This is a genomic window from Neptuniibacter sp. QD48_11 (assembly GCF_047778095.1).
Classification (GTDB): domain Bacteria; phylum Pseudomonadota; class Gammaproteobacteria; order Pseudomonadales; family Balneatricaceae; genus Neptuniibacter.
This window is the reverse complement of record NZ_CP180551.1, coordinates 626,610-646,403: the sequence shown is the minus strand read 5'-3', so window position 1 is coordinate 646,403 and position 19,794 is coordinate 626,610. Positions and strand designations below refer to the sequence as shown.

Genomic DNA, 19,794 nt, shown 5'->3' with positions numbered 1-19,794 from the left:
GACTACCAGATCTTCAACTTACTAAACCAGCTTTCCCCCTGCCAACGGTCTTTACATCCGTGCAATTCACGCTGCCAGCGATCATATCTTTGTTGAATGCCACGCGCTTGCTGAGTAAGTTCTGGATATTTAGTTGAATCAAAACGGTGATAACCACCATGACCTAGCCGAAGTGCCAAGTAGTGACCTGCCGCATTATTCCAAGCAAGACCATTACGGCTCACGCTCTGCTGTGTAAACCAACCGATAAAATGAACGGCATCTTCCACCTCTGTAGGCTCAGCATCCCAACGCTCACTACGGATACGGAATTCATCCCAATCTGCAGCACGAGGACGGACATGCTTTTTATCCAGCTCAGTTAATGGCAGTTCAAGCATAGCTAAAGTTAAAGCCAGAGGAGTACCGTATTTTTGCTGAATATTCACAGCCGGCTCAATCCAATCATCAGTATCGTCTAACTCATCACAAATCATCAGAGCTGGCTTAGTGGCAGCCCCACCAAAGCAACCAGAAAGAAGCAATGAAATGATAAACACACTATAAGCTTTATGATTGAACCGAATTAGCATTACAGATTCACTCCATGCTCAGCTAGAAAGTTAACAAACTCATCTTCATCCATCGTTGCGATGTTTAACTCATTTGCCTTTTTAAGTTTTGAGCCAGCACCCGGCCCAGCCACTACACAATCAGTTTTTGCAGAGACACTGCCAGCCACTTTGGCGCCTAAAGCCAACAAGTGATTTTTCGCATCACTACGCCCCATACGCTCCAACTTACCTGTCAGAACCCATGTTTTACCCTGCAAGACTAACTCATCTTCAGACGGTTTTTCTATCGCTTCCCAAGAAATACCAGCCTCATTAATCAAGGCATCGATAACTTCGCGGTTATGTTCCTGTGCAAAAAACTGAGTAATATGCTTCGCTACAATCGGCCCTACATCAGGTACATCGATAAGCTCTTCTTCAGATGCTGACATCAAAGTATCTAGCTTGCCAAAATGATGCGCTAACGCCCGAGCAGTTGCCTCACCTACCTCACGAATACCCAAAGCGTAAAGGAAACGCGGCAATTGTGTATTACGGCTGTTGTTAATCGCATTAATCAGATTCTCGGCAGACTTGGGCCCCATTCTATCAAGCTTAGCGATCTCCGCTTGATCCAATGTAAATAAGCCCGCCGGATTATGTAACATATCAAGATCGACTAGCATTTCGATTAACTTATCACCTAAGCCATCGATATCCATCGCCTTACGGGATACAAAGTGCTTTAGCGCCTCTTTTCGTTGTGCCGCACAATACAAACCACCCGTACAACGAACAACTGCCTCCCCCTCTTGTCGCTCTACAGCCGAATCGCATACGGGACAAGATTTAGGAAACTCTACCGCTTCTGCTTCGGGTAACCTTCTATCATGTAACACTCGAACAACTTGAGGAATCACATCGCCAGCACGACGAATGATCACCGTATCACCTGCCCGGACATCAAGACGTTCAATCTCATCCATATTGTGTAAAGTGGCGTTAGAAACCGTAACACCGCCCACGAATACAGGCTCTAGACGAGCCACAGGGGTAACCGCACCTGTACGCCCGACCTGAAATTCTATTGCACGAATTGTTGTCATCTCTTCTTGAGCAGGGAATTTATGCGCTATTGCCCAGCGCGGCGCGCGTGATACAAAGCCCAACGCCTTTTGCTGCTCAAGGTTATTCACTTTAAAAACGACACCATCGATCTCGTAAGGAAGCGAATCACGCAGCTCAGAGACTTTTTGATAGTACGTCATACAACCATCAACACCATCGACAACATCTAACAATGGATTGAGTTTAAAGCCCCACTCCTTTAGCTGGGTCAGTATGGCCGCATGCTCAGAAACCAACTCACCGCCAGAAACGATACCAACGCTATAACTACACATCTCTAGAGGTCGAGAAGCAGTAATCTTGGGGTCCAACTGACGAAGGCTCCCTGCTGCAGCATTACGTGGATTTACAAATGGCTTTTGTCCCGTTGCAGCTGCACGTTGATTTAACCGTTCGAAACCTGCTTTCGGCATGTAAATTTCACCACGGACCTCTATCCGCTCTGGATAACCACTGCCTGTTAGCTTTAAAGGAATCGTAGGAATGGTACGTACATTCAGCGTGATATCTTCACCGGTGGTACCATCACCACGCGTTGCGCCACGAACCAGCAAACCATTTTCATAGAGTAAACTTACGGCAATACCGTCTAATTTTGGCTCACAAGCATATTGTATAGATCCACCACCTTGCTGATCTAAACGCTCTACCACTCTACGGTTGAACTCTTGCATATCCTCTTCATTGAAAGCGTTATCCAAAGAGAGCATCGGCAGTTCGTGAGCAATTTGGCTAAAGGCAGATAGAGGCTGCCCACCTACCCTTTGTGTAGGCGAATCAGATGTTATTAGCTCAGGATTTTCTCTCTCTAACTTTTTCAACTCATGGAAAAGTCGATCATACTCAGCGTCCGGAACCTCTGGATCATCCAAAACATAGTAACGATAGTTATGATGGTTTAGCTGCTCACGCAGAAATTCGATCTGTTCTTGTATAGACACGGTAAGACTCAATAAGGGGTATAGAGAGAAGAAAGCGCGGCTTAACGACCACGCTTTTTAAGAGCTTTCATTTCAAAATCGCGAACACGCTGTCGGTAGTGTTCCATCGTCTGGCTTCTTAGCACCGATCGGTTTTCATCCAGCATTTCGCCACCAAGATGCTTCGCTACAGTTTCTGCAGTAGCCAACATACACTCAAAGGCATCCATGACATCTTGCGGTTCTTCCATAGACATAAAGAACATCACCGCTTTTGTCGTAAGTGATTCGGGATTGTCTTGGACGAAGGTGCCTGGAGGAAGCGCATTTGCCATACTGAACTGTACAGGACTAACACCCGAAGCTTTTTCGAAACGGTGGTAAATATCCATTTCGCCAAAGTTCATACCGCAGGCATCAACTATTTTTTGCAATACAGGACCGTTAAACTGCGGCTGCTCTTTTGCAATTACAGAGATCACCAAGACATTTTCAGGATCTGGATCTTTCTCTAGAGGCTTCCGCTGCACACCTGCAGGCGCTACAACTGGCTCTGGTTCTGGCGAATATTCTACTTCTTCACGTAGATACTCAGGCTCCATTGATTCTTCAATTCTGGCATTTACAATTTCAGTCTGCTCAACCTCAGCCCCCTGAACCTCAACTGCCGGGGCTTTTGAAATAGTCTCTGTAACTGAAAGCTCGGAGCAATCATTATCTAGCGCCGAACCTAGAGTCAGATTTGCATATGGATCTTCTTCCACATGACCGAAATCAAAACCTGTTTGAGGATCATCCTCAATAGCTGAAGGAGTGCTGTTTTCAACACCTTTAAGATCCAACTGAGGGAAAGCTTCAGGTTCCTGTTCGCTTTCATGGATATGCTCTTTTTCATCAAGCTCATCCATAAGAAGCGTAACAGGCTTTTCGAAGTCAATTTCTTGAACAGGCTCAGCTACTGCTGCAATTACAGGCTCTGGCTCTGGCTCTGGCTCTGGCTCTGGCTCTGGCTCTGGCTCTGGCTCTGGCTCTGGCTCTGGCTCTGGCTCTGGCTCTGGCTCTGGCTCTGGCTCTACAAAGTTCTCGATAGGCTGTTGAGTTTCAATAAGCTTTTCTGATTTCAGCTCTGCGTCAACAGCTTCTGTTAACTCAAGTTCAGTGTCAGACTCTTCCTGAAGCATTTCGTACTCATTAATTTGCGTGTTCGTTGCTTCAACATCATGATTCTGTTCAGTATCAACACTTTCAATTTCTGAAACTTCATCAGAAAGCTCAGCATAGTACTGAGACTCTTGCTCTGCTTCCTGAACAATCTCAACCTCAGGTTCTGGCTGCACAGTATCTTCGACAGCTTCAGATTCTAGCTCAGCTACCGATGGCTCTTGCAGAACTTCATCTTCATGATATGGAGCAGTAGCATCTTGGATTTCAACAGCATTTTGCTCAAAACCGTTATCCGCAGTAACCACGGGAACCTCTTCCTCGGCAACTTCCTGATACGACTGAAGCCCTGGTTCTGGTTCTGGTTCTGGTTCTGGTTCTGGTTCTGGTTCTGGTTCTGGTTCTGGTTCTGGTTCTGGTTCTGGTTCTGGAATAGTTTGTTCTACTACGCGAGCAGGACCCAACACCCCTTCATCCATAGCATAATCGGAGACTTCTGATTTTGTTTCTTCCGCTTCTTTTGGAAGTGGCTCATCCATTACAGGGATGTCGTCAACAGTTAACGTCGGCTCAACTGTAACCTTACGTGCACTACCAACAATGCCGTCATCAATATCGAGATCATCATCCCAGACCGGCACTATAGGCTCTTCTTTTTTAACAGGCTTTTCTTCTGCTAGCGGCTGCATCTCTTGTGCATCCAATTCACTCGTATAAGAAGAGTTTTGAGTCTCAGCAGAGGGGGAATCACCGTCTAAATTTGGACGGTGATTAGAGAAAAGTGGGTCATCATCTAACGCGACCTTGCGGGCACCACCTGACGGTAACTCTGGATTAAATGAGTCATCTCCCTCTGGAAGATCAACAAAGTTTTTGTCGATGTTCATCTTTAGGCGATTACGCCCAATTTGCATACGACGCCAACCATCCAAAACAATCAGTAGGATTAAAACAACCCCACCGATTATTAACCATTCACGCAGAGTGATTTCCATGTGCTTAGTCGCGACCTTATCTTAAAAAAACGGTAATAAGTACCCACTATAAAAGAGCCAGATTTATTCGACAACTCTATCGATCGTAAGAATCATTGGTAAAGTTGTACCACGCACCTGAACTGGGGAGATCAGACCATATAGATCACCTGACTGTTCTTTTGGTTCACCCGTTTTTGAGACTCTCGCAGATACTTCAACAGTCGAAACCGTAGATAAACCTGACTGAGGATTCATCGCTTTAGAATCATCAAGAACGACATCAATAGGTAGGTCAGAAACTTGAAGTTTAACAGCTGCTAACGGGATACGACCGCCTACTTCGCGTGCAAACACAAACACAGTGGCATCAGCAGCAACTTGCTGTTTCAGCTGGTCATCAATATTCACTTTCAAGCTAATTGATGCTGGCATCAACTCAGGAATTTCTGGTACATCAACACCTTCAGCAATCAAGGCATCACGAGCATTGCGTACACCAGAACGAAGAGATTCTGCAGTCTTACCGTCAGAGTTACGAAGCGCTTTCAACCAATAATCCAGCGCACCTTGATAATCTTTGTGCTCATAGCGATCAATACCTAACAAACCTAAAACGGTAATTTCTAGAGGTTTAATCGCTAGCGTCTTATCAATAACCGTTTTGATCTCTGGGCTCATTTTACTTTCATTGGCAAAAAATAGAGCCTGTGCGTACTGACCTAAAACATCCGCATACTGCGGTGAATCTTCAGGTAACAAAGACACAACCTTTTCAAAACCAGCAGCCCCCTCTTTAAAGCGCCCTTGATTCATATAGGTTGTTGATAGTAAGTACCAACCTTCAGGGTTTTCTGGATTCAGCTCGAGCTCTTTTTCAAGCTGAGCAACGGCCTCTTCCAGTGTCGGTTGTTTACCATTGAAAGGATCTTTCGGCTGTTGCATTGATAACTCTAGATCTGCAGAACGTCCGTAAACGGAGTACAAACCAATAGCAGCAACAGGAATCATTAATGCCAACAGTGTTACAGTCACTAGCGTTTGCGACGTTAATGCAATGCCCTTCTTCGACTGTTTTTGCTCGTTTACATCTGAAAGCAGATTTCGCTCAAGCTCAGTTTTCAACGTCGCAAAATCCGTATCATCTAGGTTGCCTGCAGCTTTCTCTTCTTCTAATTCGGATAAGCGCTCCTGAAAGATCTCAATATTTTGTTGTTCGCGATCTTCAGCAACCTCATTTTGAATTAGGCGTCTAGCACGTACAAAGGGTAAAAATACAAAAGCAATAGCTAGTACCGTTAACAGCGCTATGCCTACCCATAGTTCAATCATTTATCTTTACCCTTATCTAAAATATCTTTCAGGCGCTGGGCTTCATCACCGCTAAGGGATGAATCTAGATCTTGCCCTTTGTCGTCCACTTTCTTCTTGCGCTTTCGAGAAAGAAAAACCATCACGATAATACCGATAACAGCCAACACAAACGGGCCATACCACAATACATAGGTCGCTTTATTAACCGGCGGGCGATATAGAACAAAATCACCGTACCTTGCCACCATAAAATCGACAATTTCGTCGTTATCGTTGCCTTCTTGCAACATCTTGTAGACTTCGTTACGCAAATCAGAAGCGATAGGCGAGTTAGAATCCTGCAAGTTTTGGTTTTGGCATTTTGGACAACGTAGCTCGAACGTTAATTGACGAAAGCGTTCGCGCGTTTCCTCATCCTTAAATTCGTAAGTATCAATAGCTGCCCATGACGACATAGGCAGAGAAAACAGCAATAACGCTAGGATTTTTCTCATTGTGCAGCGACCTTCTCAGAACTGTTGATCTGATCAATTATCCCTTTCAGCTTGGTCCACACTTGCTGATCGACAACACCGACATGCTTATACCGAATCACGCCTTGTGCATCGATCACATAAGTTTCAGGTGCTCCATAAACACCCAAATCTAGGCCTAAGCTTCCTTTGTCGTCATAAACATTTGTTGCGTAGGGATCTAAGTATTTATTCAGCCAAATTTTTGCTTTCTGGCGCTCATCTTTATAGTTAATACCTATAACTTTATAGCCTTCGGCCTTAATACTATTCAGCTGTGCATGCTCTTCTTTACAGGATGGACACCAAGTTGCCCAAACATTAACTAAAGCAGCTTCACCTTTAAGGTCTTCAGCGTTAAGCATTTTTCCTTCGTCATACAATGACGGTAGCTCAAACTGAGGGAAAGGCTTATTCAACAGCGCTGAAGGCAATTCCGTAGGATCCAGTTGAAGACCACGCCAAAGAAAAACACCTATTCCTAAGAAAATCGCCAATGGAATAAACAAAACAAAGCGACGCATGATTGATTACCCTTAATACTTAAGCGTTTGCTACAGCACGCTTATTTTGTTTTCTATAACGCTTGTCCATCGCAGCCAACAAACCACCAACGGTCATTAGCAAGCCCCCCAACCATAACCAACGTACAAATGGTTTATGCTGAACACGAACCGCCCATGCACCGCCTTCAAGAGGTTCACCCAACGCAACATATAGATCTCGTGTTAGACCTGGGTCAATTGCGGCTTCAGTCATAACTGTGCCACTGGCGTTGTACATACGTTTTTCTGGGAAAAGCTCACCATAAGCCTCCCCATCTTTCAGTACACGTAAACGCGCTTTATCTGAAACATAGTTAGGACCTACAACATCTCGAGTGCCGTCAAAAATAAACTCGTACTGTTTAAAGCTAAGTTTGTCCCCTGGCACCATTCTAAGATCGCGCTCTTCGTTATAGATAGAAACGAGCGTCATACCAACAATCGTTACCGCAACACCAATATGGGCTAATACCATCGCATAATAGCTACGAGACAACGTAGTTAGCGCTTTAAAAGGTGCCTTACGGTGAGAAACTTTGTTCCAAATATCTTTAATCGATACGAACGTAATCCAGAATACAAGCGCCATGCCTAGGAATACGTACCAATCAAAGCCATCGCCATACAGCATAGGGAACACAGCAGCACAGACAATGCTCAATACAAATGGAATGACTAATTGAGCGGTAAGATATGAACTCTTAGTACTTCTCCAACGAGAAAGAATACCAAAGCCCATAAAGCCAACCATTACAGCCATTAGAGGTATAAAGAGTGCGTTAAAGTACGGAGGACCTACCGAAATCTTACCCATACCTAAGGCATCAATAAGCAGCGGATACAATGTTCCTAATAGAACCATCATCGCTACTACCACTAATAGAACATTGTTACCTAGCAAGAAGGTCTCGCGCGAAACCAATTCAAAACTTGATTCACTTTTTACATGCGCAGCTTTCAATGCATAGATCAACAAAGATCCACCAATCGTGATCGCCAACAGCGCAAGTAGGAAGTAGCCTCGCTCTGGGTCTGTCGCAAAGGCATGTACTGAAGTAAGTACGCCAGAACGAACCAAAAAGGCACCTAATAAGCTCAAAGAGAAGGTAAAGATCGCTAGCAATACGGTCCAGCTTTTAAACACACCACGCTTTTCAGTCACAGCTAAACTGTGAACCAGTGCAGTACCTACCAACCATGGCATAAATGAAGCGTTTTCTACTGGATCCCAGAACCACCAGCCACCCCAGCCTAATTCGTAATATGCCCACCAGCTTCCTAATGCGATACCTAGGGTTAAGAATGCCCACGCAACAATTGTCCAAGGACGTGACCAACGCGCCCAAGCCGCATCTAAACGACCGCTTAGCAAAGCAGCAATAGCAAAGGCAAACGCAACAGAGAAACCAACATAGCCCATGTACAGCATTGGCGGATGTAGAATCAGACCGATATCTTGCAGCAATGGGTTAAGGTCGCCACCCTCTTGTGGGAAACGAGGCAAATGACGTTCAAATGGACTCGATGTCATCAGTGTAAACAGGATAAAACCAACACTGATAATACCCATGACACCTAATACACGAGCGACAATATCTTGCGGCAAGTTGTCACTTTTAATCGCTACAGCCCAAGTCCAACCACCTAGGATCACAACCCAAAGCAGCAATGAACCTTCATGCCCGCCCCAGATAGCACTGATTTTGTAATAGATAGGTAGCGCTGTATTTGAGTTTGTTGCGACATATGCAACAGAGAAGTCATCTACAACAAAGGCGTAGCCAAGGCATACAAGACTGACCATCAAGAAGGCAAACATGCCTGTCGCTAATGGACGCGCAAAGCCCATCCATAAAGCATTCTTACTATAAGTACCTGCTAACGGAACAACCGCTAATAACGCAGCCAAACATAAAGATAAAATTAGTGCGTACTGACCTAACTCAGGGATCATTTGTTAAACACCTCACCCTCTGGTTTAGGCATATGACCACTCTTTTCTAGTGCTTCAGCAACTTCTGGTGGCATATAGTTTTCATCATGCTTAGCTAACACTTCAGTCGCCTCAAGTTCATTAGAACTATTTAATTTGCCTTGGGAAACAATACCCTGACCTTCACGGAATAGGTCAGGCAAGATACCTTCATAATGAACCGTCATTACGCTTTCGTAATCTGTAAGTTGGAAAGTCACTTTCAGACTTTGAGGATCACGCTTAACACTGCCCTCTACAACCATGCCACCCGCTCTAATTCGCGTATCCTTAGGCGCTTCGCCCTTAGCAATCTCAGTTGGAGAGTAAAAAAGGTTAATATTTTGGCTAAGAGCAAACATAGTTAGGCCAACAGCCGCTCCGACACCAAAAACAATAAATAAAACGATAATTAAACGTTGTTTGCGTTTAGGGTTCATGAAGATTTTTTCTCCCTGCGCAGGCGACGTGCAAGATCAGAGATAACCTTCTTTTTTTGCAGTGCCGGATTCACAATATTAATAACAATAACGAATAGAGCGATGGCATAACTCAACCAGACATATAAACCATGTCCGCCCATCGCGATAAAATCTGAAAAACTATCAAAACTCACTGAATTAGCCTCTCTGTTTTTCTATCAATTCCCGCACCCAACTGGAGCGACGTTCTCGATATAAAATTTCATTTCGAGTACGCATCATCAAAGAGACCGCGAAGAAACAATAAAACCCTATGACCATGACGAGGAGTGGCACCCACATTTCAGCGGGCATCGCCGGTTTCTCAGTCAAAGTAAATGTTGCTGGCTGATGTAGAGTATTCCACCAATCAACTGAATATTTGATGATTGGGATATTCACTAAACCAACCAAAGATAAAACTGCAGAAGCTTGAGCTGCCGTCGCTTCACTCTCTATTGCTGAGTTCAAAGCAATAACGCCTAAGTAAAGGAATAGAAGGATTAGCATGGACGTTAAGCGCGCATCCCAAACCCACCAAGAACCCCAAGTAGGTTTACCCCAAATTGCACCTGTAGCTAAAGCCAAGATCGCAATGGAAGCACCAATAGGCGCACAAGACTTAGCGACCATATCGGCCACTTTCATTTTCCAGATAAGTCCGATTGCACCTGCGATTGCCATCATCATGTAGCAGGATTGAGCCAAGATAGCGGAAGGAACATGGATATAGATAATTCTAAAGCTGTTACCCTGCTGGTAATCCTCTGGAGCAAAACCTAGCGCCCAAACAACACCTGCAATAAGTGCAATAGCTGCTGCGATTGCAAATCCGGGCAGCAACTTACCCATAATTTCATAAGACCAGCGTGGCGAAGCCAATTGATAAAACCAACGGGGCATCCACTTCTTCTTTTCGCTCATAACTACCTAAACTTATCCGCTCACGGAAATTCGTAATGCTGCACCAATAGCAAGAGGCGCCATCACAACACCCAAAGCCAAAATAGCGCCTAACAACGCAAAATACCCTGCAAGCGGCAATCCTGTCACTGCCGCCTGAACTGCGCTGGTACCAAAAATAAGCACAGGGATATACAGTGGCAGCACCAGTAGAGATATCAGCACGCCACCCTTTCTTAATCCCACCGTCAATGCCGCACCGATGGCACCGATTAAACTTAATGTTGGTGTCCCTAACAACAGACTCAACATCAAGCCACTCATTCCTTCTGCTGGTAAAAACAGCATCACCCCGAGTAAGGGCGCTAATAGCGTTAATGGCAGACCACTCATCATCCAGTGAGCAATCACTTTAGCCAACACAACCACAAACAGAGGCTGCGGACTTAACAGCGTCTGCTCTAATGTTCCGTCTTCGAAATCCGATCGAAATAGGCTATCCATAGACAATAAGGTAGCGAGCAATGCTGCCACCCAAACAACACCGGGAGCCACCTCAGCCAAGAACGTCGGTTCAGGACTCACACCCAGTGGGAATAATGTCGCGACCATTAAAAAGAAAATGAGCGGATTAAACAAATCGCTTTTTTTACGATAAGCCAACATTAAATCCCGCTTTAATACGGCATAGAATAAACTTGATACAGACGTATCGCCCTGACCTAACTCATCTTTTGTCACTGTCTGGTCCATTAAGTTCCCGCCAATTCATCAAGATTTAATCGACGTACCTGCTCGCCCACACCCAGCTCATGGTGAGTGGTTAAAATCACACAACCACCTTGCTTCGCATGATCAAGAATAAGCTGTTCTTTTTCTGCAACACCTTTTTTATCAATAGCTGTGAAAGGCTCATCGAGAATCCACAACTTAGCGCTACTTAAATACAAACGCGCAAGGCTTACTCGACGATTCTGACCTGCAGAAAGCGTATGGCAGGGAGAATCTTCAAAACCGGTTAATCCCACTTTATCCAACGCCATAGGGATATCAGCGACATTTATCCCCGGATGCATCGCAGCATACCAGTGGAGATTTTCTTCAGGCGTGAGCACAGCCTTCACCCCAGGGTGGTGACCAAAATATAGGAGCTCTCGACGGAATTCTTCGCGAACCTCTGAGATAGGTTCTCCTTCCCAGTAAATATCGCCTTCATAATGATTAGATAGACCGCTGAGGATACGCAGCAGTGTCGTTTTACCGCTACCGTTTTGGCCTTCAATCTGGATAACTTCGCCTTGTGATACAGAAAAATTCAGATCTTCGAACAAAATACGTTCGTCACGCTCACAAAACAGGTTTTCAACTTGTATTAACGCTGTATCCAAATCAATCCCCAAACCCAATCGAGTCTTCCGACCTATTTCTTAAACTTTGAATCGCTTAAGAAATGTAATTTACGGCAATAAACTATACTTTTTACAATATCTGCCGATTATTAACCGAGGGATTATATACGAATATCTGATTGCACGGCACTGTTGTATTGCTTTCTAAAAGTTGGATTCTTATCCTCATTTAGCAGCATATATTTCTCATAGAATAACGCCCGCACGCTCCTTACTCATTCCCTAGGACTAGAGGTTACTAAACTTGCTACCACAACTACCTGCTATTCCACTGCAAACGACCAGCAGTAGTAGCGATTCTGCTCAAAATATAAATCGACTGTTCCCAGTCGGGCAGAACGTCAGTGCAACCGTTGTAGCGGTAAGTAGGGATCAGATCCAGCCAGAAGTTTTTAAACTCAAACTGGAAGTTAACAATCGTTTGATCCAGATGGGGGTCTTTCAAGCCCTGCCTGTAGGGCAGAAGATTAATGTAAATCGTCAAAGTGATGGCCAAATTCAGATCACGCCGCAGCCTGCTCAGACGGCCAATACAGCGAATACCCAGGCAAGCAATACACAAAACCAACCGCAACAAGCCCAACAAAGCGCTAACAATACGGCCGCCAGACCTGATCCTGGCATACAGTTAAAACTTGCCCAATCAGGCGATATTCTAAAACTTCCTGCCGATACGCGCATTACAGCTGCAGTCATCAGCAGTCGCCCTGTCTATCCACCTTCAACATCGAGTACTCAGCCAGTACAAACTAATGTAGCGAGCACCACGACAACGCCGCAACAAATATCAGTAACATCCCAACAAACAACAGCTACTTCGCAACAAGCCATAACGACTTCTGGTCAGCCAAATAATACGAGCCCGGCAGCCCAACAAGCACCCGCGCCAACCGCTCAGACAAGTACCTCTGCAGCAGGCGGATCAACCCTAGTACAACCGGCAATTACATCTACAAGTGTTCAGAGTAATACTGCCCAAGCAACAAATACTGCGGGGGCTCAGCCGAACATTACAACGCCAATCAACAACAGCGCGCCGCAAAACCAACCCGCTCCCACAACTCAAGGGGCAACTACAGTAACTACCTCACAAACCACGAGTCCTTCGATACAACAGCAACAGCAACAGCAACAGCAAAACATTGCAGATAAAACTAACCCAGCTACACAACAGGTCCAGCAAAACCCTACACCTGTTAGGACAGGCCCACCAATACATCACCTTGTAAGCTTAGCGCTACCAGACGGTTCAAAAGTAGAGGTTCAATCGCCTCGACCTATTCCGCAGGGTGCGCAACTGCAATTGGTCTCGAACGGTAATCAAAACGTTCAGGTTCTGCGTATTCAGGAACCACCTCTGACGTTAAATTCTGCGTTAGACAAACCAGCTATACAGGAAATACTGCGAAATACTTTGCCAGTACAGCAACCTACAGCTACGGCTTTCAATCAGTTGGCACAAGCTACTGCAACCGAGGCAAGCCAAACCTCTCAGATAGGCAGTGTAGTTCGTAGCATGCTGAACCTGTTCGGCGTCCGCCCGGGGAGTAGCGAAGCGCCCTCTCAGATACGTCAAAACGTTGAATTAGGTGGGCTAAGTACTGAGCGCCAATTAAGCCAAGGACGAAGTGCAAGCCCTTTAGACATGAAAGCCCAGTTGCAACAATTGAAACAACTCAGCGACAAACTTCCTGCTGAACAGCGAGAACGTTTTGATCAGATTATTAAAGGTTTACAATCTAGGGTAACCAGCCAACAGATTAACTCTCTTCATCAGTGGCGCGAGCTGCCAGATGGCGGATTTGAGCGCGTATTACAACTAGATCTACCGATTAAACAAGGTGAAAGCTGGGAGAATTTAGAACTTAGACTTAGCCGAGAAGGCGGGACTAACGCTGCAGGCGAAATGATTTCAGTTTGGCGGGTTCGACTGCACTTTGATCTTGAGGAGCAAGGCGGCGTCGATGCTGAAATCAGGTTAACAGATGGACATGAAATCAGTACGCTATTTTGGTGTGAACAAAAAGTTACCGCAGAAAAATTGAGAGAGCGCTCCGAAGAGTTTGCTGAAAAATTAAGAATGTGTGGTTTTAATAATTCAGAAATCACTTGGCATGAGGGTCAAGCCCCTCGTCAGGATCAGGTGGTTCATAAACAGCTAGTCGATCTGCATACATGAAATTTTCCAAACCTGATTTAGATGCTCCGCGACAAAAAGCGATCGCCCTGAAATACGATCAAGAGATGGGCAAGGCCCCGCTCATCGTTGCTAAAGGTATGGGGGAAATTGCTGAACAGATCATTGCGCTCGCAGAAGAAAATAATATCCACATCCACGAAAGCCCTGAACTTGTGGAAGTGTTAATCAGACTTGAACTGGGTGACGAGATTCCTGAATCACTCTACAGAGCGATTGCGGAAGTAATTGCCTTTGCTTACAGCCTAAAACATGATCCGGCTGAGATCATTAAGGCAGCAGAGCAGAAGAACTAACGATCTGAACCTAATGCCTCATGAGGCGCCTGCAACTCTTTATGCAACAGCGCCATCAATTCCGCTTCAGGTCGCCCTAATCCGCAATTTTTAACCAGATCATCAACATCCGCTCCCATCTCCATCAAACGGGTCGCTTGATTGTAGGCCAAAGCAGATGGGTCTCGGTTTTCTAATTCCAGTTGTTTATCAGCGGTTAGATTCAGCTTCTGTTCCACCTCAATAAGACGACGTCCCATACCGATAGATCCATTCGTCATTGCTTGAATTTCATTACGCAGAACATTGATAAGCGCCTGATGCTGACGCTCATTTTTTTGTAAGCGCTTGAACAGCACGTAGCTTGTACAAGCGGTACCCAACGCTATGATAAGTAGAACGATTTCAAACAATGACGGCATTATCTCTCCAAAGCCTCTATCCTTTAGAAGGCCTTATCAAACTGATTCATCAATTCAGGAATATCTAGAATGGCACAACGCTCTTCCATGTAAGTACCCCATAGCCACTTACGCGGATTATCATTGCCAGCCCAAGATACTTTATCCGCTGGAATCCGAACCGATTTTACCAATTCATCACAAGCTAGCGCCCAATGGCGACCACGAAGAATAATTAACTCATCGTATTTAGCCATCTCAGGCTGATAACGCTCAGGAATCAACCATAAAGCCGTATCAATAACATTGGTATCTGCGCTGGTTCCACCAAAGCGACCTAGACACCAATCATGTGCGGCATCCAACGTTAGAGAAACAGAACTTAAATGCACTGCTCCTTCAATATAATCGAACGGAATCGCTAAATTTAAGCCATGCATCTTGATCAACACACAATTGATCTCTCGGCTTGTTGCCCCCGAACCTGCAGCTAATTGCGCCTGATCTGGAGTTGTCTCCGGTGCTGGTGCTGGTGCTGGCTCTGGCTCTGGCTCTGGCTCTGGCTCTGGCTCTGGCTCTGGCTCTGGCTCTGGCTCTGGCTCTGGCTCTGGCTCTGGCTCTGGCTCTGGCTCTGGCTCTGGCTCTGGCTCTGGCTCTGGCTCTGGCTCTGGCTCTGGCTCTGGCTCTGGCTCTGGCTCTGGCTCTGGCTCTGGCTCTGGCTCTGGCTCTGGCTCTGGCTCTGGCTCTGGCTCTGGCTCTGGCTCTGGCTCTGGCTCTGGCTCTGGCTCTGGCTCTGGCTCTGGCTCTGGCTCTGGCTCTGGCTCTGGCTCTGGCTCTGGCTCTGGCTCTGGCTCTGGCTCTGGCTCTGGCTCTGGCTCTGGCTCTGGCTCTGGCTCTGGCTCTGGCTCTGGCTCTGGCTCTGGCTCTGGCTCTGGCTCTGGCTCTGGCTCTGGCTCTGGCTCTGGCTCTGGCTCTGGCTCTGGCTCTGGCTCTGGCTCTGGCTCTGGCTCTGGCTCTGGCTCTGGCTCTGGCTCTGGCTCTGGCTCTGGCTCTGGCTCTGGCTCTGGCTCTGGCTCTGGCTCTGGCTCTGGCTCTGGCTCTGGCTCTGGCTCTGGCTCTTCAGTATTTTGATCTACGGAATCAGCAAGCAAAGCATTTTCTTCACTTTCCGCTTCTAAACCTTGATGCTCTAAACTTTCTTCTGCTGCGATCTGCTCTTCAATGGCCGCAATTTCAGCTTCAGTATCAATTGCACCCGCATCAGGATCTGATAGCAGCGATTCTAGATAATCAAAAACAAGCTTTTGAACGCCATGAACTTCTACTTCATCCTGTTCAAGAGGCTTTTTATCCGACTGACTCATAGGGCCTCCTGCTTTTGACGTTCTAATAAAGTACGCAATAAACGCGCATAAGAATGAACCCCTCGACTACTGGAGTCCATAACCGAAGGTACAAGCCCTTGAATACTCGCATTCCTAAACTTGGTATCTACCGGAATAACCGCGTTAGAGATCTCATTTGGATAATTATGGTGGAGTTCTCTTAAGCTACTTACAGAAGCTTGAGTTCTGCGATCGTAGAACGTCGGAATAATCGTAAAGCTCAATTTTTTACTACGAGCACGGTTAATCATGTTGATCGTTCTAACCATGCGTTCTAGACCTTTCAAGGCCAAGAACTCGGTTTGAACAGGAACTAGCAAGTGCTCACATGCAGCAAGAGCATTAACCATTAACACCCCTAAAACAGGCGGACTATCAATCAACACATAATCATACTGATCACGAACGTGTGCTAAGGCTTTGGCAACCTGCAGACCCATACCTTCTGCACCTACTGCTTTACGTTCTAATGTCGCCATGGCTGTAGAAGCAGGTATCAGCTCTATACGCTCATGACTGCTTTTTAAAAGCAGGCGCGTTACGTCATCTTTCTTAACTTGGCTACTGCCAGTGAATAGATCATAGACACTGTCTTCCAATTCATCGGGGTCATAACCAAAATAACTGGTCAAAGATCCATGCGGATCCAAATCAATCAACAAGACACGATAGCCAACCTCCGCCAATAACCCAGCGATTGTCACTACTGTTGTTGTTTTGCCGACACCACCCTTCTGGTTGGCAACTGACCATACATGCATTTAATTTTCTTCCTGTTCCGGTGGCTTAGGTTCAGCTCTTCTGAACAAAACATCACCATCTCCGGTTTCTACCTGTTCAATTACGGGTACCGTTTCTTCTTCCGGCGTTGATAACACCGTTGATACAGCATCAGCACTGACCTGCTGACTACCAAATGAAGATACGGTTCTACGGACCTTTTCATCTCGAGAAACGACAATCAACACTCGGCGATTTAATTTCTGGCCTTCAGCGGTGCGGTTGCTGTAAGCAGGTTGAAACTCACCATAGCCCACAGCAGCCATTCGCTCTGGCTCTACTCCAAATTGAGCTAACAATCTTACTACTGCTGCAGCCCTAGCAGCTGATAGTTCCCAATTTGACGGATAAGCATCGGTCGATATTCTTTGGTTATCGGTAAACCCTTCCACATGAATGGGGTTAGGCCGCCCCTTAAGCATAATTGCTATCTGCTCTAGCAATTGATCCGCAAGAATATTCGGTAATGCACCACCTGAATCAAACAGATAATTTGATCTCAACTCGATAGAAAGCCAAAGATCATTACCTGTAATTCGAAGTTGTCCGTCATCAATCAGCTTAGCAAAAGCTACCGCCATCTCCTGTTGCAGCGCTTTTAAAGCGTCTGTTTCTTCCTGATCTGGCGGTGAAATTGTAACTTCCGGCACATCTACATCGGTTTTACCACCTATAAAGATAGCAAATCCACTTTCACTCTTTCCTTCGCCTGGAGCCGGATTACTATCAATCGCTTGGTCTACACCGACAAAAACACCCGCAAGCGCTTCGGTTAAATGCTTATATTTTTCTTCGTTAACCGACGAAATCGCATACATCACTACAAAGAACGCAAACAGCAAAGTAATAAAATCCGCATAAGAGATAACCCAACGGTCATTGCGAACACTATCATCTACTATCTGTCGACGGGGCATAATTATCTCAAATAACCTTGGAGGCGTTGTTGAATCGCTTTAGGGTTTTGCCCCTCTGCAATAAACATCAACCCCTCTAACACCATCTCTTGAGCCTGGTATCTCATAGAAATCAGACTCTTAATTTTGTTTGCCACAGGAATCAAGAATAAGTTCGCGATACCAATACCATAGATCGTCGCGACAAATGCAGTAGCGATACCACTCCCTAAGCTTTCTGGATCAGAAAGATTACTCATGACATGAATCAAACCTAAGACCGCACCAATAATCCCCAAGGTTGGTGCATATCCGCCCATGCTCTCTATTACTTTAGTACCTTGGAGGTCCCGTTGTTCCATCGTAATAAGATCAACTTCTAGGGTACTTCTAATAACATCAGGCCCCTTGCCATCAGCTAATAAAAGCAGACCGGTCTTAACAAAATCATCTTTATGCTTATCAGCTTCAGCCTCTAGAGACAAAAGGCCTTTACGACGTGCAATAACACACCATTGCACAATCTCATCAATCTTGCCTTTCAGATCTTGCTGATTATTGCCAAAAGCCCAACCAATTAATTTGATTGCACGAGCAAAGTCCTGTTTTGGCGACTGAATAATCGCGGCAGCTAGAGTGCCGCAAATAACGATTGCAGCAGCAGGTAAGTTTAGAAGCTCTTGTGCATGTCCGCCTTCGAGATAGTTACCACCCAGTACGGCTGCAAAAGCTAGTAATACACCGATTACAGCAGTGAAATCCATCTAAACTACCTTCTATTACTCAAAATGGGCCCAAACTCGGTTAAGTCTAAGATCTCATTGGCCAATCCAGCATTAACTACTGCCTGGGGCATACCATAAATGGTACAACTTGCTTCATTCTGCGCCCAAATTGTCGCCCCTTGTTGGCGTAACATTTTGGCGCCGTCCCGACCGTCAGCCCCCATACCAGTCAGAATAATCCCGAGCACTTTGTTGCCATAACTTTTAGCTGCAGATGCATAGGTAACATCGACACTTGGCTTATAAGTTAATCGCTCATCTCCCGGCATAATTCGGATTTTGTCCAAACTACGCGGATCAATAATCATTTGATGCCCACCGGGTGCTAATAGCGCTCGACCAGGTATCAAACGGTCGCCATCTTCTGCTTCTTTAACCGAAATTTTACATTGTTGATCCAGACGCGTAGCGAATACCGACGTAAACGTCTTAGGCATATGTTGAACTAACAAAATCGGATGGGGAAAATTAGCAGGTAACTGAGTCAATATCTGCTGCAGCGCAGCCGGTCCACCAGTTGAAGAACCAATAACTACAATCTTACAGCCAGAAGGGACAGAAATTTTTGATGCAGGCTTATGCCCTGTAGGTTTCTGGGTTTCTGGTTGAGCCGATTTTGATTTTAACTGTGAAACGGCTGGTCGCTCCCGTAGGGGCAAACTAGAAGAGGTACGCGATCTGTCTGTTGGTCTAGCAGGCCTAGGGGTAGAAGATGCAGTCCTCTTAGAAGGCACAGGTCGAGACGGTTTACTTTCCGCCTCGGGCCTAAACACCATCGACTTACTTTTACTATCGCCCGATCCAAATGGGGATATAAAGCTACTACGTAGCTTTGAATGACGTGAACGACCTAATTCAACAACCTTATCTCGAAGTTGTTTTTCCAAAGATGCAGAATGCTCCATCCAAGCACGCATATCTTTGGATAAATAATCCAGCGCACCTGCTTCAAGCGCTTGCAATGTGACCTGAGCTCCCTCATGAGTTAGTGAAGAGAGCATCAGTATATTGGTCGGGCATTCCCGCATGATCACTCTGACTGCTTCGATACCATTCATTTGCGGCATCTCCACATCCATCGTGATCAAGTCAGGTTTCAGTTTCTTGGCCTGCTCAACGCCTTCCTTACCGTTTTGAGCAGAGCCAACCACTTCTATTCGACTATCTCCTGAGAGCAAGTCAGTGATACGGTGTCTAAAGAAACCAGAATCATCTACCACCAGTACCTTAACAGACATCTTTA

21 protein-coding genes are annotated in these 19,794 nt (G+C 45.7%); 3 read left to right on the top strand and 18 right to left on the bottom strand.

All coding sequences use genetic code 11. The features are described from left to right. Positions 1-2 precede the first annotated feature (2 nt). The 12 genes from ACMXYU_RS02795 to ccmA form a co-directional block, all read right to left on the bottom strand. Positions 3-572 carry a hypothetical protein gene (locus ACMXYU_RS02795; protein WP_415900097.1) on the bottom strand — a complete coding sequence of 190 codons (570 nt, stop codon included), beginning with the start codon at positions 570-572 and terminating at the stop codon, positions 3-5. Continuing rightward, positions 572-2,602 carry an NAD-dependent DNA ligase LigA gene (gene ligA / locus ACMXYU_RS02790; protein WP_415900096.1) on the bottom strand — a complete coding sequence of 677 codons (2,031 nt, stop codon included), beginning with the start codon at positions 2,600-2,602 and terminating at the stop codon, positions 572-574. The genes ACMXYU_RS02795 and ligA overlap by 1 nt, the downstream gene beginning before the upstream one ends. Positions 2,603-2,643: 41 nt before the next feature. Then, positions 2,644-4,737: a cell division protein ZipA C-terminal FtsZ-binding domain-containing protein gene (locus ACMXYU_RS02785; protein ID WP_415900095.1), complete on the bottom strand. Its 2,094-nt coding sequence runs from the start codon at positions 4,735-4,737 to the stop codon at positions 2,644-2,646. A gap of 63 nt (positions 4,738-4,800) precedes the next feature. Beyond that, positions 4,801-6,048, bottom strand: coding sequence for a c-type cytochrome biogenesis protein CcmI (gene ccmI, locus ACMXYU_RS02780; RefSeq protein WP_415893391.1), 1,248 nt, complete (start codon positions 6,046-6,048; stop codon positions 4,801-4,803). Beyond that, on the bottom strand, positions 6,045-6,524 hold the full coding sequence (locus ACMXYU_RS02775; protein WP_415900094.1) for a cytochrome c-type biogenesis protein CcmH: 480 nt from the start codon (positions 6,522-6,524) through the stop codon (positions 6,045-6,047). Before ACMXYU_RS02775 ends, ccmI begins: the two co-directional genes overlap by 4 nt. After that, on the bottom strand, positions 6,521-7,066 hold the full coding sequence (locus ACMXYU_RS02770) for a DsbE family thiol:disulfide interchange protein (RefSeq protein ID WP_415900092.1): 546 nt from the start codon (positions 7,064-7,066) through the stop codon (positions 6,521-6,523). The genes ACMXYU_RS02775 and ACMXYU_RS02770 overlap by 4 nt, the downstream gene beginning before the upstream one ends. A gap of 19 nt (positions 7,067-7,085) precedes the next feature. Beyond that, complete coding sequence (locus tag ACMXYU_RS02765; RefSeq protein WP_415900091.1) at positions 7,086-9,041, bottom strand: heme lyase CcmF/NrfE family subunit; 1,956 nt, start codon at positions 9,039-9,041, stop codon at positions 7,086-7,088. After that, positions 9,038-9,499 (bottom strand): cytochrome c maturation protein CcmE, encoded by a 462-nt coding sequence (gene ccmE / locus ACMXYU_RS02760; protein ID WP_415883449.1) that lies wholly within the window; start codon positions 9,497-9,499, stop codon positions 9,038-9,040. Before ccmE ends, ACMXYU_RS02765 begins: the two co-directional genes overlap by 4 nt. Beyond that, a complete protein-coding gene (ccmD, locus tag ACMXYU_RS02755; RefSeq protein ID WP_415883447.1) occupies positions 9,496-9,675 on the bottom strand; it encodes a heme exporter protein CcmD in 180 nt (59 codons plus the stop codon). The genes ccmE and ccmD overlap by 4 nt, the downstream gene beginning before the upstream one ends. A gap of 4 nt (positions 9,676-9,679) precedes the next feature. Next, on the bottom strand, positions 9,680-10,444 hold the full coding sequence (locus ACMXYU_RS02750; RefSeq protein WP_415883446.1) for a heme ABC transporter permease: 765 nt from the start codon (positions 10,442-10,444) through the stop codon (positions 9,680-9,682). Positions 10,445-10,456: 12 nt separating this feature from the next. Continuing rightward, a complete protein-coding gene (ccmB, locus tag ACMXYU_RS02745) occupies positions 10,457-11,176 on the bottom strand; it encodes a heme exporter protein CcmB (protein WP_415883445.1) in 720 nt (239 codons plus the stop codon). Next, on the bottom strand, positions 11,176-11,811 hold the full coding sequence (gene ccmA, locus ACMXYU_RS02740) for a cytochrome c biogenesis heme-transporting ATPase CcmA (protein WP_415900090.1): 636 nt from the start codon (positions 11,809-11,811) through the stop codon (positions 11,176-11,178). Before ccmA ends, ccmB begins: the two co-directional genes overlap by 1 nt. A gap of 265 nt (positions 11,812-12,076) precedes the next feature. On the opposite strand from ccmA, the gene ACMXYU_RS02735 reads away from it, so the two are divergent. Continuing rightward, the gene (locus ACMXYU_RS02735; protein ID WP_415900089.1) at positions 12,077-14,011 is read left to right on the top strand and encodes a flagellar hook-length control protein FliK; all 1,935 of its coding nucleotides are present in this window, start codon (positions 12,077-12,079) and stop codon (positions 14,009-14,011) included. Beyond that, positions 14,008-14,325, top strand: coding sequence for an EscU/YscU/HrcU family type III secretion system export apparatus switch protein (locus ACMXYU_RS02730; protein WP_415893386.1), 318 nt, complete (start codon positions 14,008-14,010; stop codon positions 14,323-14,325). The genes ACMXYU_RS02735 and ACMXYU_RS02730 overlap by 4 nt, the downstream gene beginning before the upstream one ends. Here the strand turns inward: ACMXYU_RS02730 and ACMXYU_RS02725 are convergent. Both ACMXYU_RS02725 and ACMXYU_RS02720 read right to left on the bottom strand, forming a co-directional pair. After that, complete coding sequence (locus ACMXYU_RS02725; RefSeq protein WP_415890245.1) at positions 14,322-14,726, bottom strand: DUF2802 domain-containing protein; 405 nt, start codon at positions 14,724-14,726, stop codon at positions 14,322-14,324. The genes ACMXYU_RS02730 and ACMXYU_RS02725 overlap by 4 nt on opposite strands. Positions 14,727-14,749: 23 nt before the next feature. After that, positions 14,750-15,157: a chemotaxis protein CheW gene (locus ACMXYU_RS02720; protein ID WP_415900088.1), complete on the bottom strand. Its 408-nt coding sequence runs from the start codon at positions 15,155-15,157 to the stop codon at positions 14,750-14,752. 42 nt (positions 15,158-15,199) lie between these two features. Between ACMXYU_RS02720 and ACMXYU_RS02715 the strand changes: the two genes are divergently transcribed. Then, positions 15,200-15,883 (top strand): hypothetical protein, encoded by a 684-nt coding sequence (locus ACMXYU_RS02715; protein ID WP_415900087.1) that lies wholly within the window; start codon positions 15,200-15,202, stop codon positions 15,881-15,883. Positions 15,884-16,065: 182 nt separating this feature from the next. On the opposite strand, the gene ACMXYU_RS02710 is transcribed toward ACMXYU_RS02715, so the two are convergent. Genes ACMXYU_RS02710 through ACMXYU_RS02695 form a run of 4 tightly spaced genes read right to left on the bottom strand, consistent with a single transcriptional unit; the run spans position 16,066 to position 19,789 of the window. Beyond that, the gene (locus ACMXYU_RS02710) at positions 16,066-16,851 is read right to left on the bottom strand and encodes a ParA family protein (RefSeq protein WP_415900086.1); all 786 of its coding nucleotides are present in this window, start codon (positions 16,849-16,851) and stop codon (positions 16,066-16,068) included. After that, complete coding sequence (gene motD / locus ACMXYU_RS02705) at positions 16,852-17,787, bottom strand: flagellar motor protein MotD (RefSeq protein WP_415900085.1); 936 nt, start codon at positions 17,785-17,787, stop codon at positions 16,852-16,854. It lies immediately after the preceding gene. A gap of 2 nt (positions 17,788-17,789) precedes the next feature. Next, positions 17,790-18,530 carry a flagellar motor protein gene (locus tag ACMXYU_RS02700; RefSeq protein WP_415900084.1) on the bottom strand — a complete coding sequence of 247 codons (741 nt, stop codon included), beginning with the start codon at positions 18,528-18,530 and terminating at the stop codon, positions 17,790-17,792. A gap of 5 nt (positions 18,531-18,535) precedes the next feature. Next, on the bottom strand, positions 18,536-19,789 hold the full coding sequence (locus tag ACMXYU_RS02695) for a protein-glutamate methylesterase/protein-glutamine glutaminase (RefSeq protein ID WP_415900083.1): 1,254 nt from the start codon (positions 19,787-19,789) through the stop codon (positions 18,536-18,538). Between the last annotated feature and the right edge of the window lie 5 nt (positions 19,790-19,794).